We start from the raw sequence: 18175 nt of genomic DNA, 5'->3' as shown, positions 1-18175 counted from the left end.
CCCCGCCGTCCGCGGCATCCGTTCGCAATCGATGAAGGAACATCAGTGACCACCACCGCGCCCGCCCGCGTCGACCGCTCGTCGACCGCCGGCACCAGGCCGCTGTCGACGATGCTGTATCGCCGGCCGCGCCTCCGGCTCGCAGGCCTGCTCGCCATGCCGATGGTCTGGCTCGTCGGCGTCTACATCTTCTCGCTCGCGATGATGCTCGTCACCGCGTTCTGGGTGACCGATCCCTTCACCTCGAAGGTCAAGCCGGGCTTCACGCTCGACAACTTCGCGAGCATCTTCACCACCCCGGCCTACCTCGCGACGTCTCTGCGCACACTCGGCATCGCTCTCGCGGTGACAGTGGTGTGCGCGCTGTTCGCGGTGCCGCTCGGCATCTTCATGGCGAAGATCGCGTCGCCCTGGCTCCGAGGGGTGCTGGCAGTCGCCATCACCCTCCCGCTCTGGGCCGGCTACCTCGTGAAGATCCTTGCGATGCGCATCACCTTCACCGAAGAGGGCTTCTTCAACTGGGCCCTCGCGCCGCTCGGCATCACGGGCCCAGGGTTCAGCATCGTCACGGTGATCCTCACCCTCACCTACCTCTGGTTCCCGTACATGGCCGTGCCGGTCTACACGGCGATCCGCCAGATCCCGGTGAACCTCTTCGACGCGTCGGCCGATATGGGTGCGAAGAGCTGGACCACGATCCGTACGGTCGTGCTGCCGCTCATCAAGCCGGCCCTGCTTGCGGGCTCGATCTTCACCTTCTCATTGAGTCTCGGCGACTTCATCGCCGCCCGCTTCGTCGGCGGATCGACGCAGATGATCGGCAGCATCATCGCCTCCAACATCAACCTCAATCCGCCCATGGCCGCGGCCTTCTCGGTCGTGCCGATCGTCTTCGTACTGCTGTACCTCTTCGCCGTGCGCAAGTCGGGCGCGCTGCGCAACCTCTAGGAGCCCGCCATGTTGAGACTCTCCCGCGGTGCGAAGATCGGGCTCGGCGCGATCGTCGCGGTCGTGCTGATCTTCATGTACATGCCGCTCGCGCTCGTCGTGATGAACTCGTTCAACGCTGCGCGCATCGCGAGCTGGCCGATCAAGAACGTGTCGCTCGAGTGGTGGGGGGTGGCGTTCACTAGCCAACCGATCCGCGACGCCCTCTGGAACTCGGTGGTCGTGGCGTCTGGCGCCACCCTCATCGCCATGCTGCTCGGCACCCTCGTGGCCTTCGCCTTGCAGCGCTACTCGTTCTTCGGGAAGGAGACGGTCAACCTCCTCGTCATCCTCCCGATCGCGCTGCCCGGAATCGTGACGGGTGTTGCGCTGAGCAACACCTACAACTCGATCCTCGAGCCGATGGGCATCCATCTTGGGTACTTCGGCATGATCGTCGCGCACGCCACGTTCTGCATCGTCATGGTGTTCAACAACGTGCTCGCGCGCCTGCGCCGCATGAGCCCGAACCTTCAGGAAGCGTCGATGGACCTCGGGGCGGGCCTCTGGCAGACCTTCCGGCTCGTGACCTTCCCGCAATTCCGCACGGCCTTCATCGCCGGGGCGCTGCTCGCCTTCGCGCTCAGCTTCGACGAGGTCGTCGTGACCATCTTCACCGCCCCACCGGGCGTCGATACGCTGCCGCTCTGGATCATGAACCAGATGGGCCGCCCCAACCAGGCGAGCGTGGTGAACGTGGTCGCAACCGTCGTGATCCTCGCCTCCCTCATCCCGGTGTGGCTCTCGCAGCGACTCAGCCGGGCCGAAGAGGGCCGCTGAGGAAAGACCGCAGGGTTCGACGGATGCCGGGGGCCGTCTGTGCTGTCATCCTGGTGGCATGCACGCCGGTCGCCGCGCATCCGAACGCAGTCCGAGGGTCGCAGTAACGCCCAGTGGTCGCCCGCGGTTCGTGCTCGTGCACGGCTCGCGACTGTCGAGCACGCAGTGGCGCCCTCAGGTGCCGCTGCTCGAGCGGGCCGGCCCCGTTGCGTTGGTCGACCTTCCCGGGCACGGGAGCCGGTCGAAGGAGCCTTTCACGCTCGACCGGGCGGCAGAGGTCATCGCCGAAGCAGTGGCCGAAGCCTCCTCCGACGAAGCGGTAGTGCTCGTGGGGCACTCGCTCGGCGGCTACGCGGCCATGACCTATGCGGCCCGGCATCCGAAGTCCCTGGCCGGACTCGTGCTCGCTGGCAGCAGCGCCACGCCGGTCGGGGCTGGAGCGGCCGTGTACCGATGGGTCGCGCGGGTCACCGACCGGCTGGGCGAGCAACGCATGACGCGCATCAACAATCGGGTGCTGCGCCGCCTGTACCGGCCGGAGCTGATCGAGCCGGTGATCGCGGGCGGCTATTGGTTCGCGCCCACGCCGGCCGCCTGGCGCGAGGTGATGGAGCGGTGCCGGCCTTCGATGCTGTGGGCCGTCGAGTGCCCCGTGCTGCTGCTCAACGGGCGGTTCGACCAGTTCCGGGTGGGTGTCAGGGACTACCTGCGGGCCTGCATCGACGGTCGCGCCGAGACCATCCCGAGGGCTGGGCACTTCTCGAATCTCGACCGGCCCGAGGCGTTCGCAGCGGCGGTCATGCGATTCGCCGACGAGGTGACCACGCGCTCGGGCAGCGAGACGCGGGTGACTGACCGACGGCCACAACGATCACTTTCTCACGAGCTCGTACACGATGATTCGATTGACCGGTATTGATTGGCGAACGTTGAAGCCGAGGGAGCGCACGGCGTCGACCTCAGCCTGATTCCGGCCGCGCTCGAGTACCCACACCCTGTCATAGCCGGCGAGTCTCTTCAGCGTCTCAGGCAGCGTCGCGACCTCGTCCCACAACCAGTCCCGAGCGAAATAGGGCACCTCGAGCGCCACATCGTGCACGCCCGCGAACTGCTCAGGGTAGAGGTCGATCGCGAGCCGTGGGCGTTGGGCGAACCTGGTCGTCTCATCGAAGACGATCGCGTCGCCAGGCTGCGCATGCGCCGCCACGACGGCTGCGGTCTGCCTGAAGTCAGCACCGCCGGCCTTCGAGAACGGGGTCCGCTGCGCCAGGTACACCGGCGCCACCGCGATCACAATCGCTGCCGCGAGCGCGGCTGTCACATACTCCGCGCGACGAGGGTGCAGGCGCTTCGCCAGCGCTCGGCGAACGCCTTCGATGCCGATGGCCATGAGCATCGCCACCGCCGGTGCCGAGAACGCGGTGTACCGGAGGTTGTACATGGGTGTGACGAGTGCGTTCCCGATCAGCAGGATCACCGTGGGCAGAAGCGCCCAGATCGCCGCGATCGCGCACGCGGGGCGCAGTTCGCTCCATCGCGCCGCGGCCGCTGCCGCTGCCACCATGAGCGCCCAGGCGAGTATCGCGAACCACACGGCGAAGTCGAACCACTGACCGGCGAGCGCTGAGGCAGCCGTGGCGTACTCGCGCTCCGCCAGGAACGCGATCTGAAAACGCTGCGAGACGGCCAGCATGATGAACGGGAGTGAGAGCACCAAGGCCACGCTCGATGCCGATAGCCACCGGACCATCACCGATCTCGGCGCGCAAAGCAGCAGGAGCATCGCGAACTGCACCGGCCATAGCAGCACCAGGTACACGAACAAGTGAACGGAGACCGCCGAGGCGAAGGCGAACGACGCCCATCCTGCGATGCTCCGACTGCGTCGCTGCGCGAGGTGCACCAGCAGCACCATGAGCCAGACGGATGCCGCGATGACCATGCCATACGAGCGCGTCTCGGCGCCATACCGCGTCACCACCGGCAGGACCGCGAACACGGCGCCCGAGACCAGGCCGAGTCTGGGACCGAGCAGACGGTTCGCGAGCACCACCACGCCCGCTGCCGCGAATCCGACAGCGACCGCGCTCGGAAAGCGCGTGGCGAACTCGCCGGTGCCGAACTCGCCCGTCCAGACATGCAGGAACGAGTAGTAGAGACCATGCACCGCGTCGATCCGCAGCAGCAGCGCGAGCAGTGCAGGGAACGGACGCTGCGTGGCGAGGATGCTGGCAGCTTCATCCCCCCAGTACGACGGGATTCCCGAGCCTGACGCGGCGAGCCCGAAGCCGAGGGCCCCGATCGACACGGCAGTGATTGCCACGGACGGCCTTGTGCCGGGCCCGCGCGCCTTTCCGCTCGCGCCAGAGCGAACGGCCGACGAACGATCCGCTTGCGTGGCGGCACCTCCACTCCGAGCAGCCGGCGAAATCGACGCACCGCTCGACGCGGCACCGGATCACCTCCGGATCGAGTCACCAGGAGCGAGAGGCGCTTCGAGTTCGAGGCCGATGGTACCGCCTAGGCATCTCGCGCGCCGCGCTCTGCCGGGGTCTGCAGGCCCGGATCTGCGGGGCTTCTGCCGCCGCGAGTTCAATGAAGCGCCGAGAAGCCCGACCGATGGTGTGACGCCCGCGCTCGGTGCGCTACTGCTCGGCCGGGTACGTGATGGTGGTGCCGTCCACGACCGCGAAGGGCGTGACTTTCTCCGCGCGCCAATCGGTGTCGCTGAAGATGTCGCGAACCTCGACGCCGCGCACGAGCAGCGCATCGCCCACCATCGACCGATGGCAGCGCCACGGCACCGCCTCGGCGCACATGATCGCAGTGCGCTTCTCGGATGCCGCGCGCATGAGTTCGGCGATGCCCTCGGCGAACTCGGATGTCTGCATGTAGTCGGCGTAGCCGCGAAAGCTGGCGTTGCGCCAACCCGCATTGACCGTCGAGTCCTTCTTGGCGTGCCGCAGGCCTCCCAGCGCGCTGAAGTGCCGGTAGTCGATCCCGCGGGCGGGCAGGGTGCGACTCAGATTGTCGATATGGAACTGCGGCGTGTGCCGTGACTTCGGCACCGTTCGCACGTCGGCGAGCAGTTCGATCTCGTAGGCGTGCAGCGTTTCGAGGAACTCCGCTTCTGTGCGGGTGGAGTGGCCGATGGTGTACACGATCATGGTGCATCGAACCTACGTCCCCGGAGCGTCCGGTGCGTCGCCGAGCCAGGTTCTCGCCGCGTCCTCCACCACCCGCATGGTGCGAGCGAACGATCGCGGTCTGCGCCGCTGACCGATCGCCGGTGCGGAGCTACCGCCATGGTGGAGGCACTCGTGCCCCGACCCCAAGGAAGCGCACATGTATGGTTCCAGGCTCTCCATCGCCGCTCGACGTCTGCTCGTCCGTCTCCGCCACCTGCGCCGGCTCGAGTCGCAGCAGCGCTTGCCGCTCAAATCTCGACGCGTCTCAAGGGCTCGCGCGAGCGAGAAGCACCGGCTCAGCGTGAGGATGCCGCTTCGACTCGTGACCGAGCAGCGCGGCGCCGCGACCGCCGAATACGCCATCGCGACGATGGCGGCGGTCGGGTTCGCGGGTCTCTTGGTCGTGATCATGCGCTCCGATGAGGTGCGCGGCATCCTGACCGAACTCGTGCGGAATGCGCTCTCCTTCTCTGGGTGAGGGCAGTGGGCGGCGGCGACTCGGCGACCGGCCTGTCACCGATCGCGGAGCCGTCGCGGCGGAATTCGTCGCCGTGATGCCTGCGGTGATCGTCATGCTCCTGGTGCTGCTCACGCTCTCGCAGTACGGGGTGACGCAATTGCGCTTGCAAGACGCCGCGGCGGTGGCGGTGAGGGCGGTTGCGCGTGGCGACCCCGTGCCCGAGCCGGATGCCGCGCATCGCCTCGAGGTGGCGACGCGCGATGGCATGGTCTGCGTTCGAGCATCAGCGGCACCGAAAGGAGTCACGCGTGTGCTGCCCATGCCGCCGCTCTCGGCTGAGTCGTGCGCAAGCAAGTCGGCGCTGTGACGGGGGCGGACCGGGGCGCCGTGACAAGGGCGTACCTCTATATACGGGTGGCGATGCGTTGGCGCGATGAGCACGGTGCGGGCTCGGTGCTCGCGGTGGCGTTTGTCGCGGTGCTGGTCGGCATCCTGTCGCTCCTCGGACCCCTCGCCTCGGCGTATGCCGCGAAGCACCGCGCAGGGCACGCCGCCGATGCCGCAGCGCTGGCAGCCGCCGACGTGGCACGCGGCATCGCGCCCGGGCACCCGTGCGAGACTGCCGCCGCCCTCGCAGCAGCGCATGGGGGTGCCCTGAGCGGCTGTCTGCAAGAAGGCTTCGTCGTCACGGTGCGTGTGTCGGTTCCGGTGCTGGGGCTCGCGGTGCTCCCGCTCCCGGCGCATGCTGTCGCAACGGCCGGGCCTCCCGGGTAGCGGTTCCGCCCCAGCACCGTGGTGCCCGGCGGGAGGTGGTCGAGGCTGAACCAGACGAGAAGCGGCTCGCCCTCGCGGCGACTGACAAGCGTCTGACCGTACACTTCGATTCGTCGGCGACTCGGTGTCTGCATGTATCGTGTGCCTGACATTGCGGCTGGATCGACCAGCGGAGAAACACGAGCAGGGAGCACAGTGCCAGGCAAGAAACTGGTCATCGTCGAGTCGCCGGCGAAGGCGAAGACGATCGCCCAATACCTTGGCGACGACTACGAGGTACAGGCCTCCGTCGGGCACATCCGCGATCTGATCGAGCCGAAGAACCTTCCCGCCGAGCTCAAGAAGGGCTCGCTCGGCAAATTCAGCGTCGACGTCGACAACGATTTCGAGCCCTACTACGTGGTCTCCGAGGGCAAGAAGCAGACCGTCACCGCGCTGAAGAAAGCCCTGAAAGACGCGGACGAGCTCTACCTCGCAACCGATGAAGACCGCGAGGGCGAAGCCATCGCCTGGCACCTGCTGCAGGTGCTCAAGCCCAAGGTGCCCGTGAAGCGCATGGTGTTCCACGAGATCACCAAAGAGGCGATCGAACGCGCTCGCGAGGCGACCCGCGAACTCAACACCTCGCTCGTCGACGCTCAGGAGACCCGGCGCATCCTCGACCGGTTGTACGGCTTCGAGGTCTCGCCTGTGCTCTGGCGCAAGGTCGGTCCCGGTCTTTCCGCAGGCCGCGTGCAGTCGGCGGCGACGCGTCTGGTGGTCGACCGCGAACGCGAGCGGCTCGCCTTCGTCGCTGCCAGCTACTGGGGGCTCACCGCTCAGCTCGCGCCCCAGGCATCCCCCGGCTCCAAGTTCACCGCGCGCCTGACCAGGCTCGATGGCGAGCGCATCGCAACCGGCGCCGACTTCGACGACAAGGGCGTGCTGAAGCAGGGCGTCCGCGCCCTCGACGAGACCGCGGCCGAGGCGCTCGCTGCGGCGTTGCGCGCCCCGGGCGTGCCCATCTCCGTGTCGGGCCTGCGCCGGAAGGACCTCACCCGCCGCCCGGCCGCGCCCTTCACCACGTCGACCCTCCAGCAGGAGGCGGCGAGGAAGCTCCGCTTCACCTCGCGCATCACCATGAGCACCGCTCAAGCGCTGTACGAGAACGGGTACATCACCTACATGCGCACCGACTCGGTGTCGCTCTCGAAGCAGGCCACCGAAGCCGCTCGCAACCAGGCACGTTCGCTCTACGGCGCTGAGACGGTTCCCGAGAAGCCCCGCGTCTACACCGGCAAGAGCAAGAACGCGCAGGAGGCGCACGAGGCGATCCGTCCGGCTGGCGACACGTTCCGCACACCGGCGGAGCTGCGCGGCGTCTTGAGCCCGGACCAGTGGAAGCTGTACGACCTCATCTGGAAGCGCACCGTCGCGAGCCAGATGGCCGACGCGAAGGGCTTCACGGCATCCGTCGACATCACGGCCGAGGTCGCTCAGGCCGGGGCGGATGCCTCGAAGCGCTCGATCGCCGAATTCGTGGCCTCGGGCACGGTCTTCACCTTCATGGGCTTCAAGCTCGCCTATGAAGAGGGCAATGACGACGAGCAGAGCGCCGATGCGACCGAGGCGAAGCTGCCGCAGCTCGCTGAGGGCGAGGCGCTCGCGCTGGACGCCGTGGAGGCGAAGGGCAGCGAGACCCGCCCGCCCGCTCGCTACACCGAGGCGAGCCTCATCAAGGCGCTCGAGGAGATCGGCGTCGGCCGGCCCTCGACCTACAGCGCCATCATCTCCACCATCGTCGACCGAGGCTATGTGGTGCCGAGGGGCGGCGCCCTCGTGCCCGGCTGGATCGCCTTCAGTGTGGTGCGGCTGCTCGAGGAGTACTTCGGCGACCTCGTGCAATACGACTTCACCGCCGCCATGGAGGAGGACCTCGACCGCATCGCGCGCGGCGAGGAGGATCGCGTCGACTGGCTTCGCGGCTTCTACTTTGGCAACGACGACCACCGCGGGCTCCGAACCGTCATCGACAACCTCGGAGAGATCGACGCCCGCGAGGTCAACTCGACCCACATCACCGACGACATCGTGCTGCGCATCGGGCGCTACGGCCCGTACCTCGAAGTGGCGGATGCCGAGGCGGAGACCCCGCGGCGGGTGAACCTGCCGCAAGACCTCGCACCCGACGAGCTCACCCCCGAGAAGGCGCGTGAACTCGTGGATGCGCCAGTCATGGGCGACCGGGTGCTGGGCATCGATCCGGAGACCGGCAAGCAGATCGTGGCCAAGGACGGTCGCTTCGGCCCGTACGTCACCGAGGCCGAGGCCGAAGCGGCGGAGGAGGCAGCATCGGCGAGCCCCACCGCGGGTGAGACGGACGCGGCATCCGAATCGGCCAGGAAGGGAAGTCGCAAGAAGGCTGCGGCACCCAAACCGCGGACGGCGTCGCTCTTCAAGTCGATGAGCGTCGACACGATCGACCTCGAGACGGCGCTTCGACTGCTGCGCCTGCCGCGCGTGGTCGGCACCGATCCCGAGTCGGGCGATGAGATCACGGCGCAGAACGGCCGGTACGGGGCCTACCTCAAGAAGGGCACCGATACTCGCTCGCTCGACGACGAGGACCAGATCTTCAGCATCGCCCTCGAGGGCGCCCTCGAGCGCTTCGCGCAGCCGAAGTACGGTGCGCGACGGGCAGCGAGCGCGTTGAAGGAGTTCGACGCCGACCCCGTCAGCGGCAAGCCGATCAAGGTGCGCGATGGCCGCTTCGGGCCGTACGTGACCGACGGCGAGACGAACGCGACAATCCCCAAGAGCGAGTCGGTCGACAGCATCGACTTCGACCGCGCCGTGCAATTGCTGGCGGAGAAGCGCGCCAAGGGGCCGGCCAAGAAACCGGCGAAGAAGGCTGCGGCATCCAAGACCACAGCCAAGAAGACCACGGCGAAGAAGACGACGGCGAAGACGACCACGACGAAGGCGACGGCGAAGACGACCACGACGAAGGCTGCCGCGCCCAAGAGCGCGGCGAAGAAGTCCGAATAGTGCGCGGGCTGTTCATCACGCTCGAGGGCGGGGACGGGGCCGGCAAGTCGACTCAACTGGCCCACCTCGCTCAGTGGCTCCGGTCGCTCGGACGCGACGTCGTCGAGACGCGCGAACCCGGCGGCACGGAGGTGGGGGAGGCCCTGCGCGATATCGTGCTGCACCACCGCGGGCACATCGATCCGCGTGCCGAGGCGCTCATCTACGCGGCCGACCGGGCGCACCACATCGCCACGAAGGTCCGACCGGCCCTCGAGCGTGGAGCCGTAGTGCTGCAGGACCGATACCTCGACTCCTCGGTCGCCTATCAAGGCGCGGGTCGCGTGCTCGACGCCGGCGAGATCCGTTCGCTGTCGCTGTGGGCCACCGGGGGCCTCATGCCAGACCTCACGGTGCTGCTCGACATCGACCCGAGTGCCGGGCGGGCGCGCCTCGAGGGCAAGCGGTTCGACCGTCTCGAGACCGAGGCGATCGAGTTCCACCAGCGCGTGCGCGAGGCCTACCTGGCGCTGGCCGCGGATGAGCCGACCAGGTTTCTCGTGCTTTCCGCCGCCGACCCGATCGGGACACTTGCCGACAGCATCCGCGCGCGCGTCGAAACGCTGCTCTGAGTTCCGGCAGACGCCGCACCGCGCACCGCAGCGCGGAGGCGGTCTTCTGGCGATCGGTTGTCAGCGCCGCGATCTAGGCTGGTGCACATGACGGCATGGAGCGAGTTGGCGGGTCAGGATGCCGCGATCGCGACCATCCGCCAGGCCTCCGCCGCGGCATCGGCCGGCGAGCACGGAATGACTCACGCCTGGCTGATCACCGGGCCGCCTGGCTCTGGCCGCTCCAACCTCGCGTACGCCTTCGCGACCGAACTCCTCTCGATCGACGCCGACGAGGCGGGGCGCGATGCGGTTCGGCAACAGGTGGAGGCGGGCAGTCATCCCGATCTCACGGTGCTGAAGACCGAGAACGTCATCATCAAGATCGACGATGTGCGGCGCATCCTCACCTCGAGCCAGTTCTCGCCCAGCGTCGCGCGCTATCGCGTGATGATCGTCGAGGATGCCGATCGCATGACCGAGCGCACGTCGAACGTGCTGCTGAAAGCGCTCGAAGAACCGCCGCCCCGTACCGTGTGGATCCTCTGCGCGCCCAGCGAGGCAGATCTGCTGCCGACCATCCGTTCGCGGGTGCGCGTGGTGCGCCTCACGACTCCGAGCGTGGAGGAGGTCGCGCGGCTGCTCGAGCACCGCGACGGCGTCGACGCCGAGCGGGCGTTGCGCTCCGCTCGCGAAGCCCAGAGCCACATCGGAATGGCGCGCCGTCTCGCCACCAGCGATGACGCCCGGCAACGACGCTCCGAGACGATCGAGTTGGCGCTCGGCATCCGCTCCGTGTCAGACGCGGTGCTCGCTGCGGCGCGATTGCTCGAGCTCGCCAAGGAAGACGGCACTGCGATTACCGAGGAGCGCGACGCCGAAGAACGCGACCAGCTCCTCCGATCACTGGGCATCGAGCCCGGTGGGGCGGTGCCGACCGCACTGCGCAGCCAGCTCCGGGCGCTCGAAGAAGACCAGAAGCGCCGGGCGACTCGAAGCCTCCGTGACGGCATCGATCGCATCCTCGTCGATCTGCAGTCGCTGTTCCGCGATGTGCTGCTGCTGCAATTGGGCGTCGACACTCGTCTCGTGAACGAGGCGATCCGAGACCGGCTCGTCGCCGCTGCCGAGCAGACCGACGCGGCGCACAGCCTCGGCGTGCTCGATGCGATCGCGTTGGCTCGGCGCCGGATCGAGGGGAACGTCGCGGCGCTGCTCGCGCTCGAAGCAATGTTGACCGCGGTGCTGCCATCACAGGCGCACCCAGCATCCGGGAGAGGAATCGCCGCACCGTGAGACGGGTCGTCAGCAGTGGAGCCATGGCGGCGGTGGGAGCCGCCGCGCTGATGCTATCGGGGTGCAGCCTGTTCGCACCGCCGATGGTCTCGACGCCGACCCTCGAGCCCGTCGACAAGGCGCTCGAACGCTTCTACCACCAGGAACTGGATTGGAAGAAGTGCGCAGATGGCATCTTCTGCGCTACCGCGATCGCACCCATGGACTGGTCCGATCCTGACGGCGAGACGATCGAGTTGGCGTTGGCGAGCCAGCCGGCGACCGGCAGCAGCAGTCTCGGCTCAGTGCTCGTCAATCCCGGCGGGCCCGGGGCGTCGGGCCGTGACTTCGTGCTCGATAGCGTCGATTTCGCCACCACCGACCGACTGCAGGGCAGCTACGACATCGTCGGCTTCGACCCGAGGGGTGTGGGCCGCTCGTCGGCGGTGTCGTGCCACGATGACCCGCGCCAGCTCGACGCGTACCTGTACGACATCGCGCCCGGAGCACCGGGAAGCGATGCCTGGATCGACGAGCTCCGGGCCTCGGCCGCCGACTTCGGTGAAGCCTGTCTCGAGCACACGGGCCCGCTGCTCGAGTTCGTCGACACAGAGAGCGCTGCACGCGATCTCGACATGCTGCGAGCGGTGCTCGGCGACGAGAAGTTGAACTATCTCGGCTACTCGTACGGCACCTTCCTTGGCGCGACCTACGCCGACCTCTTCCCCGAGAACACGGGGCGACTGGTCTTCGACGGCGCGCTCGACCCGGCGACCAGTTCCCTCGACGTCACGGTCACGCAAGCGAAGGGCTTCGAGAACGCCATGCGCGCGTATCTCGCCAGCTGCCTCGGCGACCGCGAATGCCCGTTCAGTGGCTCGGTCGATAGTTCGATGCAGCAGATCCGACAGCTTCTCGACCAGCTCGACGCGAGCCCGCTACGTCACAGCGATGGTCGCATGCTGGGCAGCAGCACGATGTTCACGGCAATCATCCTGCCCCTGTACAACGAGGGCAACTGGCCCCTGCTCAACCAGCTGTTCACCGAGGTGTTCAGCGGGAATGCCGAGACGGCGTTCTTCCTCGCCGACTACTACAACGACCGCACCGAAGACGGCGAATACAGCACGAACCAGACCGAGGCGTTCCTCGCGATCAACTGCCTCGACTACGACGACGGCGATCCCGACAACGACGAGCTGCGTGCCGAAGCAGCCTTCCTCAAGCAGGAGGCACCGATCTTCGGCCCGCAGATGTCGTATGGCGTGACGTGCGCCAGCTGGCCGTTCGACTCGGTGCGCGAACGCGTGGCGATCGCTGCAGAGGGCTCGAGCGACATCCTCGTTGTGGGCACGACGAACGACCCTGCCACGCCGTATGTGTGGGCGCAGAACATGGCGCGCCAATTGCAGAACGGTCACCTCGTGACGCACAACGGCGAGGGGCACACTGCCTATGGTTCCAACGACTGCGTCAACCGAGTGGTCGACGACTACTTCATCGACGGAACGGTGCCGGCGAGCGACCCCCAGTGCTGAGCGTGCCGCGGTCCGCCTGGCTCACGCGGCTGCCGACTGCAAGTTTGCGGCGTCTGCAATAATTAGGTGATGACAGCCCCTGTTCAGCCCGGTCTCCGCGAGCGCAAGCGCGCCGCGACCCGTCGTGCGATCCAGCACGCAGCGCTGTCGCTTGCGGCGGAGCGCGGCCTCGGCGCAGTGACAGTGGATGACATCAGTCGAGCGGCGGATGTCTCGCCGCGCACGTTCTTCAACTACTTCGCCACCAAAGACGACGCGCTCACCTCCGAGCTCCCGAGCCTGCGCCAGCGTGAGGCCACCGATGCCTTCATCTCGGCGAAGCAGTCTGACCTGTTCGAGGCGATCGGCGAGCTCCTTGCCGCAGCCGCCGAGCAGGTGGCGGCCGACCGCGAACTCCTTGAGCTTCGCCGAGAGGTGAGTCGTCGGCATCCCGAGATCGTGGCCATGAACATGGCCAATATGCGCCGCTTTGAGGCAGCGTTCGCCGAGCTCGTGGCGGAGCGGCTCGAGGTGACGGATTCGGCGGAGGCCGAGGACGAGCGCGAGGAGCGCGCGGCGCTCATCGCGTTCGTCGCCGTCGGCGCGATGCGGCACTCGTGGCTGAGGTGGGCGGACCGCATGTCGAGCCGAACACTTGCAGACGAGCTCCGCCGTGCGTTCGCGCTGCTGGGCACGCTCGCGCACTGAGGCAATCGCCCGGCGACTGCGGCGGACGAACAGAGGATGCCGTGACGTCCGCTAGACTTGTGTGCTGTGCCACCGCTCACGCGGTGCCACGCCGCCTTAGCTCAGTCGGCAGAGCGTCTCACTCGTAATGAGAAGGTCGTGGGTTCGATTCCCACAGGCGGCTCACTCGCCACACGGCTCGATGGCAGCCGGGAAGTACTCAATGCCGTCATTGATCTTGTTTGCGCGGTTGATCTGGGTTGGAAACCGCTTCCATGTGGCCTCTCGGCCCGGCCTTGGCGGGTGAATCGATACGGGACGCTTCGCCTTGGCAGCGTCGTTCCCGTCCGCTCGGTAGACCGGCGCACGATCGACCGTTGCCGGGGCATCGTTCCGCGTCTGCCGCGCCTGCTTGCCTATGTCGCGTAGCCTGTCGACATGGTCGTGAAGCCTCCGCCGATACGTACTCTGCACTTCGGGCGTCTTGATGCCAGCGATGAAGCAACTCAGGATCCCGAACTGCTGCTGGAAGGCTATCTGGACTACAACCAAGCGGTGTACAAGATGGCGTCAGGGCTTGCTTGGTACATTCTCGGCCCGAAGGGCGCGGGAAAGTCTGCCGTCTTCGAGCACCTCAGACTCAAGTGGGCGGGTCGGCACGACCGTTTTTTCGGAGTTTGGGACCTCCGGGGATTCCCTGTTGCCGATGTAACGCAGATACACACTGGTCAGAGTGTTGGGCCATCTCGTACCCAGTCTGCGTGGGAATTCCTGCTGCTCCTCCGAGTGTTCCAGTCGATTTCCTCGGATAATGGCCTTGACGCCTCGGAAGAGTTCCTGTCATTGCGAAAGGAACTCACAAAGGCTGGCTTGCTCATTGATGACTGGAAGCTAAGTGTTTCCAGGTGGTCGAGCAGTGGAGCCTCATTCAAGCTGAACCTCGGCTTCCTGGGCCTCGATGTGGAGAACCGACCCGTGGGGCCCTTGGAAGTTACGGCCGTCTTGCGGAATGCCCTCGAACGCGTGCAGACGACCAACCGGCACATCATTTCTGTTGATGGACTCGACTCGTTCTTCCTTGAAACGAACGACGATTGGGCTTCCCTGGCTGGTCTAGTCCATGCCATTGAGTCGACAAATCGATTCATGGCCAAACTGAACCTACCGATCACCGTCGTTGCCGCAATCCGAACTGAAGCGTTCGAGTCGCTCGAGAGCACTGACTCGAACAAACTCAAGTCTCACGCCGTCTACTTGGACTGGAGCCCCTCGGGTGTCAGCGCCGAGAGCAAGCTATGGACGTTGGTGGATACCAAAGTGCGTGTGTCGAGACCGGAGATTGGAAAGTTCACCAGCACCTATCTCGGCACCGACATCGGTCAAGGTCCGTACTCGCGGATACCCGACTATTTCCTGGCGTACACCCGACTCCTTCCGAGAGACCTGGTGGCTCTCCTCACTCATCTGCAAGAAGTGCACCCCGGTTCGACGGCGGTGACGGAGGCGGAGGCTGTCCTCACCGTCCAGAACTATGCCGAACAATACTTCGTCGGCGAGATCGCCAACAATCTTGCCGGGATCCTCCCAGACCGCGTGGGTCGGCAAAGAAAGACAACCGCGTTCTTTGAGGCTGTGAAGAGTGTGCAGGCGGCGGAGTTCACGATGCATGACCTCCAAGCTGACTTGGACGGCGAGTTGTCCGATGCGGAGTTGAAGCTGCTCCTCCGGCAGATGTTCGAGATCGGCGCGATCGGACTACGGACGCGCAACGGTTCGAGCATAGAACGCACCGATTTCAAGTACAGGAAGGCCACTCCTGTCGCATTTCACCCGAGGCGGATTTTTCTTCTTCATAACGCGCTCATCGCTGCTTGGAACAAGAGTCGCGCTTAGCCCGGCGCGGGACCGGCCCCGAGTGAACGATCTCGAAGGGAGGTTTCCTAACGTTCGCAGGGGTTGCCGACAGGCTCGCTTCCCGGTGCCTCGCGAAACATGAGCCGTTTTCCTGTACAGCCCCTAGGCTGACTGCCATGATGCGCCGAAGCATCGCTGTGCTGGCTGCCTTCGCGATGGGTGTCGCCCTCGCCGCCTGCACGGCGAAATCCGACCAGGCCCTGCCAGGGAGCGGCTCGCCCGTCCCGACAGCGAGCGCGGAGCCGCTCCTGACGTGCGACGACCTCGTCGACATGGCTGACGTCGTCGATGCGCTCACCGGCAGCGATGGCGTCGCTCCGACGCCTGTACCGGCGACCCGGGTGACGACCGACCTGCGTGACCTGGTCAACGAGGCGGCCGGGGGTCTGACCTGTTCATGGCGCGTAGGCGAGCCGCCGTTCAATGCGTCCGACGCCCCGTCACCGGAGAGCCGGCTCGCATACCTGATCATCGAGCTTCTGCCCGGGTCCGATGGGCAGACGCAGGACGACGCTCCGAACAGCGGCACCCGTCTCGGCGTTGACGAGATCGACGGCCACCCGGTGTGGGAGGACTGCGCAGACGGCGGCTGCTGGACTGAGGCCACCGTCGACGAGGTCAAGGTCGTCGTGACCCTGACATTCCCGTACTGGCTGCAGGGCTGGTCGCGCTACGGCGAGATGACCGCCGACGATCTGCTTCCGAAGACCCGCCCCGTTGTCGCGTCGACTCTCGAAGCGATCGCGGACGCGCCGGCCGAGCGGACGGAGTGGCCCTCGATCGGCGCCGTATCCGACGGCAGCACGTGCGACAGCGCTGTGGACCCTGTGGCGATCGCGTCTGCTCTCGGACTGCCCGAAGTCGTGTGGAACGAGCACCGGTACGACGCCGAGTCGCCGCAAGCGCGCGTCGGGCTGTACGAGTGCTGGCAAGCGGGGGCGAACGACGTCTCGGTGACCGTGGGCGCGGGCCTCGCTCCGGTCGTCGCAGAGATGGCCACCGAGCCCGACAACGCCCGGGCCTTCGAGCGCGTCACGCTCGAAGGTGCGAGCCAGGGCGATATCGCGCTGCGGAGCTGCGCCACTGACGCGCCGCGCTGCTCTGTGCTCTTCACGCTCGGAGTCGATGCTTACGGGGTCGGCTCGACCATCGATGCGGTGGCGGCTGCCGAAGCGATCATCGCTCGATCCTCGTAGCCGACGCCTTCGCGGGGGTCTCAGGAAGACCTGAGGGCCCCGGCGCTCACCGGGCCCGGCGGGCGCGCACCGTCGTGACGATCGACATGGTGACTGCGAGCGACATGACCACGAGGAAGATCAACGTCGCCACGACGTTGACCTGCGGCGGCACACCGCGCTTGGCAGCGCCCCAGACGTACATCGGGAACGTCATCGCGCTGCCCGAGTTGAAGTTCGTGATGATGAAGTCGTCGAACGACAGCGCGAAGGCCAGCACCGCACCGGCGAGGATGCCGGGAGCCGCCAGCGGCAGCGTCACACGGCGGAACGCCCGCCAGGGGTTCGCGTAGAGATCGGTCGCCGCTTCGAGCAGGCGGGAGTCGAGCATCGCGAGCCGCGCCTTCACGACGATGATCACGAAACTGATGCAGAACATGATGTGGGCGAGCAGGATGGCGACTGGACCGAGCGGGATGCCCGCATTCACGTACAGCGTCAGCAGTGATGCGCCCAGCACCACTTCCGGCATGGTCATCGGCAGCAGCACGAGCACGTTGGCGGTCGCACGGCCCGCGAAATCGAAGCGGGTGAGCGCGTAGGCGGCCAGCACGCCGATGACGGTGGCGGCCGCGGCGGCCGCGAGCGCGATCTGGAGGCTCAGGAGCACGGATTCGCAGAGGCCGTATGGTCCGCACATGTTCGCCCAGTTGTCGAGCGTGAACGCGTTGAATGTGAAGTTGTACCGCCCCGCCGGGTCGTTGAGCGACATGAGTACCACCACCGCGATCGGCAGCAGCAGGTACACGACCGCGAGTGCGCCGATCACTCGGATCGCGTGACGACCGAAGAAAGCGGCTGCGCGTTCGCGGGCGGCCGAGTAGTGCAGCGGCCGAGCGGTGCGGGCGTTCGAAGCATCCATGTCGACTCTGCTTCCTAGAACAGCTCGTCGGTGCGCGCGCGGCGCAGCGACAGCGTGACCAGTCCGATGATGAGCACGATGAGCGTGACCGAGATGGCGGATGCGGTCGGGTAGTCGAGCGCCCGCAGGTACTGACTATCGATGACGTTGCCGATCATCTGCGTATCGACGCTGCCGAGCAACTGGGCGTTCACGAAGTCGCCCGCAGCGGGAATGAACACGAGCAGCGTTCCCGCGGCGATCCCCGGCAGTGAAAGCGGCAGCGTGACCCGGCGGAAAGCGCGGAACCCACTCGCGTACAGGTCGCCCGCCGCCTCGATGAGTCGACGGTCGATGCGGTCGAGGCTCACGAAGATCGGCAGCGCCATGAACGGCAGGAAGTTGTAGGTCAGCCCGGCGATGACCGACACCGGTGTGGCCAGGAGCCACTGATCGGGCCCGAGCAGACCGACCGTCCGCAACGCACCGACGACGACGCCCTGGTCGGCGAGGATGGTGGTCCACGCAAGCGTGCGCACCAGGAAGCTCGCGAACAGCGGAGCAACCACGAGCACGAGCAGCAGGTACTTCCATCGTCCGCTCTTGAACACGATCATGTAGGCGAGCGGGTAGGCGATCAGCAGCGCGCACACCGTCGCAATCGCGGCGAACGCGACGGAGCGCAGGAACCACGGCCAGTACGTGGTCACGACGTGAACGTAGTTGGCCACCTCGAAGGTGAAGACGAATCCCTCTTGGAACGAGCCCGACTGCAGCGAGCCCATCACGAGCGTCACGAGCGGTGACAAGAAGAAGGCGAGCAGCCACACCACCATGGGGGCGAGCAGCAGGTATGGCGCCCACCTGCGGCGACCTGCAGTCGTGGCGCTCGTCACGGCG

At 66.7% G+C, this 18175-nt stretch carries 17 protein-coding genes and 1 tRNA gene; 14 read left to right on the top strand and 4 right to left on the bottom strand.

Annotated elements, in window-relative coordinates; all coding sequences use genetic code 11:
- The first annotated feature begins 45 nt into the window (after nt 1-45).
- The 3 genes from ABV606_RS04490 to ABV606_RS04480 are packed head-to-tail and all read left to right on the top strand — an operon-like array spanning nt 46 to nt 2686.
- On the top strand, nt 46-948 hold the full coding sequence (locus ABV606_RS04490) for an ABC transporter permease (protein WP_353988520.1): 903 nt from the start codon (nt 46-48) through the stop codon (nt 946-948).
- Nucleotides 949-957: 9 nt separating this feature from the next.
- Nucleotides 958-1767 (top strand): ABC transporter permease, encoded by an 810-nt coding sequence (locus ABV606_RS04485; RefSeq protein ID WP_353988519.1) that lies wholly within the window; start codon nt 958-960, stop codon nt 1765-1767.
- A 58-nt stretch (nt 1768-1825) separates the two neighbouring features.
- Nucleotides 1826-2686 (top strand): alpha/beta fold hydrolase, encoded by an 861-nt coding sequence (locus ABV606_RS04480; protein WP_353988518.1) that lies wholly within the window; start codon nt 1826-1828, stop codon nt 2684-2686.
- Here ABV606_RS04480 and ABV606_RS04475 read toward each other — a convergent pair.
- Nucleotides 2639-4090, bottom strand: coding sequence for a glycosyltransferase family 39 protein (locus ABV606_RS04475; RefSeq protein ID WP_353988517.1), 1452 nt, complete (start codon nt 4088-4090; stop codon nt 2639-2641). The genes ABV606_RS04480 and ABV606_RS04475 overlap by 48 nt on opposite strands.
- 322 nt (nt 4091-4412) lie before the next feature.
- Nucleotides 4413-4934 carry a DUF488 domain-containing protein gene (locus ABV606_RS04470; RefSeq protein ID WP_281489062.1) on the bottom strand — a complete coding sequence of 174 codons (522 nt, stop codon included), beginning with the start codon at nt 4932-4934 and terminating at the stop codon, nt 4413-4415.
- A gap of 328 nt (nt 4935-5262) precedes the next feature.
- Here ABV606_RS04470 and ABV606_RS04465 point away from each other — a divergent pair, with 328 nt between their 5' ends.
- The 11 genes from ABV606_RS04465 (at nt 5263) to ABV606_RS04415 (ending at nt 16395) form a co-directional block, all read left to right on the top strand.
- On the top strand, nt 5263-5433 hold the full coding sequence (locus ABV606_RS04465; protein WP_281489265.1) for a DUF4244 domain-containing protein: 171 nt from the start codon (nt 5263-5265) through the stop codon (nt 5431-5433).
- The gene (locus ABV606_RS04460; RefSeq protein WP_353988516.1) at nt 5411-5782 is read left to right on the top strand and encodes a TadE family protein; all 372 of its coding nucleotides are present in this window, start codon (nt 5411-5413) and stop codon (nt 5780-5782) included. The genes ABV606_RS04465 and ABV606_RS04460 overlap by 23 nt, the downstream gene beginning before the upstream one ends.
- Nucleotides 5758-6189, top strand: coding sequence for an Rv3654c family TadE-like protein (locus ABV606_RS04455; protein WP_353988515.1), 432 nt, complete (start codon nt 5758-5760; stop codon nt 6187-6189). The genes ABV606_RS04460 and ABV606_RS04455 overlap by 25 nt, the downstream gene beginning before the upstream one ends.
- A gap of 195 nt (nt 6190-6384) precedes the next feature.
- The gene (gene topA, locus ABV606_RS04450) at nt 6385-9216 is read left to right on the top strand and encodes a type I DNA topoisomerase (protein ID WP_353988514.1); all 2832 of its coding nucleotides are present in this window, start codon (nt 6385-6387) and stop codon (nt 9214-9216) included.
- Nucleotides 9213-9827, top strand: a complete 615-nt coding sequence (tmk, locus tag ABV606_RS04445) for a dTMP kinase (RefSeq protein WP_435415527.1) — start codon at nt 9213-9215, stop codon at nt 9825-9827. Before topA ends, tmk begins: the two co-directional genes overlap by 4 nt.
- An 87-nt stretch (nt 9828-9914) precedes the next feature.
- Nucleotides 9915-11102 (top strand): DNA polymerase III subunit delta', encoded by a 1188-nt coding sequence (locus ABV606_RS04440; protein ID WP_353988512.1) that lies wholly within the window; start codon nt 9915-9917, stop codon nt 11100-11102.
- Nucleotides 11099-12619 carry an alpha/beta hydrolase gene (locus ABV606_RS04435; RefSeq protein WP_353988511.1) on the top strand — a complete coding sequence of 507 codons (1521 nt, stop codon included), beginning with the start codon at nt 11099-11101 and terminating at the stop codon, nt 12617-12619. The genes ABV606_RS04440 and ABV606_RS04435 overlap by 4 nt, the downstream gene beginning before the upstream one ends.
- A 69-nt stretch (nt 12620-12688) precedes the next feature.
- On the top strand, nt 12689-13306 hold the full coding sequence (locus ABV606_RS04430) for a TetR/AcrR family transcriptional regulator (RefSeq protein WP_353988510.1): 618 nt from the start codon (nt 12689-12691) through the stop codon (nt 13304-13306).
- A 90-nt stretch (nt 13307-13396) separates the two neighbouring features.
- A tRNA-Thr gene (locus ABV606_RS04425) sits at nt 13397-13469 on the top strand.
- A 254-nt stretch (nt 13470-13723) separates the two neighbouring features.
- A complete protein-coding gene (locus ABV606_RS04420) occupies nt 13724-15178 on the top strand; it encodes a P-loop ATPase, Sll1717 family (protein WP_353988509.1) in 1455 nt (484 codons plus the stop codon).
- A gap of 137 nt (nt 15179-15315) precedes the next feature.
- Nucleotides 15316-16395 carry a hypothetical protein gene (locus tag ABV606_RS04415; protein WP_353988508.1) on the top strand — a complete coding sequence of 360 codons (1080 nt, stop codon included), beginning with the start codon at nt 15316-15318 and terminating at the stop codon, nt 16393-16395.
- A 46-nt stretch (nt 16396-16441) separates the two neighbouring features.
- Here the strand turns inward: ABV606_RS04415 and ABV606_RS04410 are convergent, their stop codons facing one another.
- Together ABV606_RS04410 and ABV606_RS04405 are read right to left on the bottom strand one after the other, a co-directional pair.
- Nucleotides 16442-17296, bottom strand: a complete 855-nt coding sequence (locus tag ABV606_RS04410) for an ABC transporter permease (protein WP_281489070.1) — start codon at nt 17294-17296, stop codon at nt 16442-16444.
- A 14-nt stretch (nt 17297-17310) separates the two neighbouring features.
- The gene (locus tag ABV606_RS04405) at nt 17311-18171 is read right to left on the bottom strand and encodes an ABC transporter permease (protein ID WP_353988507.1); all 861 of its coding nucleotides are present in this window, start codon (nt 18169-18171) and stop codon (nt 17311-17313) included.
- Nucleotides 18172-18175: the final 4 nt, after the last annotated feature.

It is taken from the genome of Ruicaihuangia caeni (assembly GCF_040536845.1).
Lineage (GTDB): Bacteria > Actinomycetota > Actinomycetes > Actinomycetales > Microbacteriaceae > Ruicaihuangia > Ruicaihuangia caeni.
The sequence above is the reverse complement of the archived record's forward strand: the minus strand, read 5'-3'. Positions and strand labels throughout refer to the sequence as shown.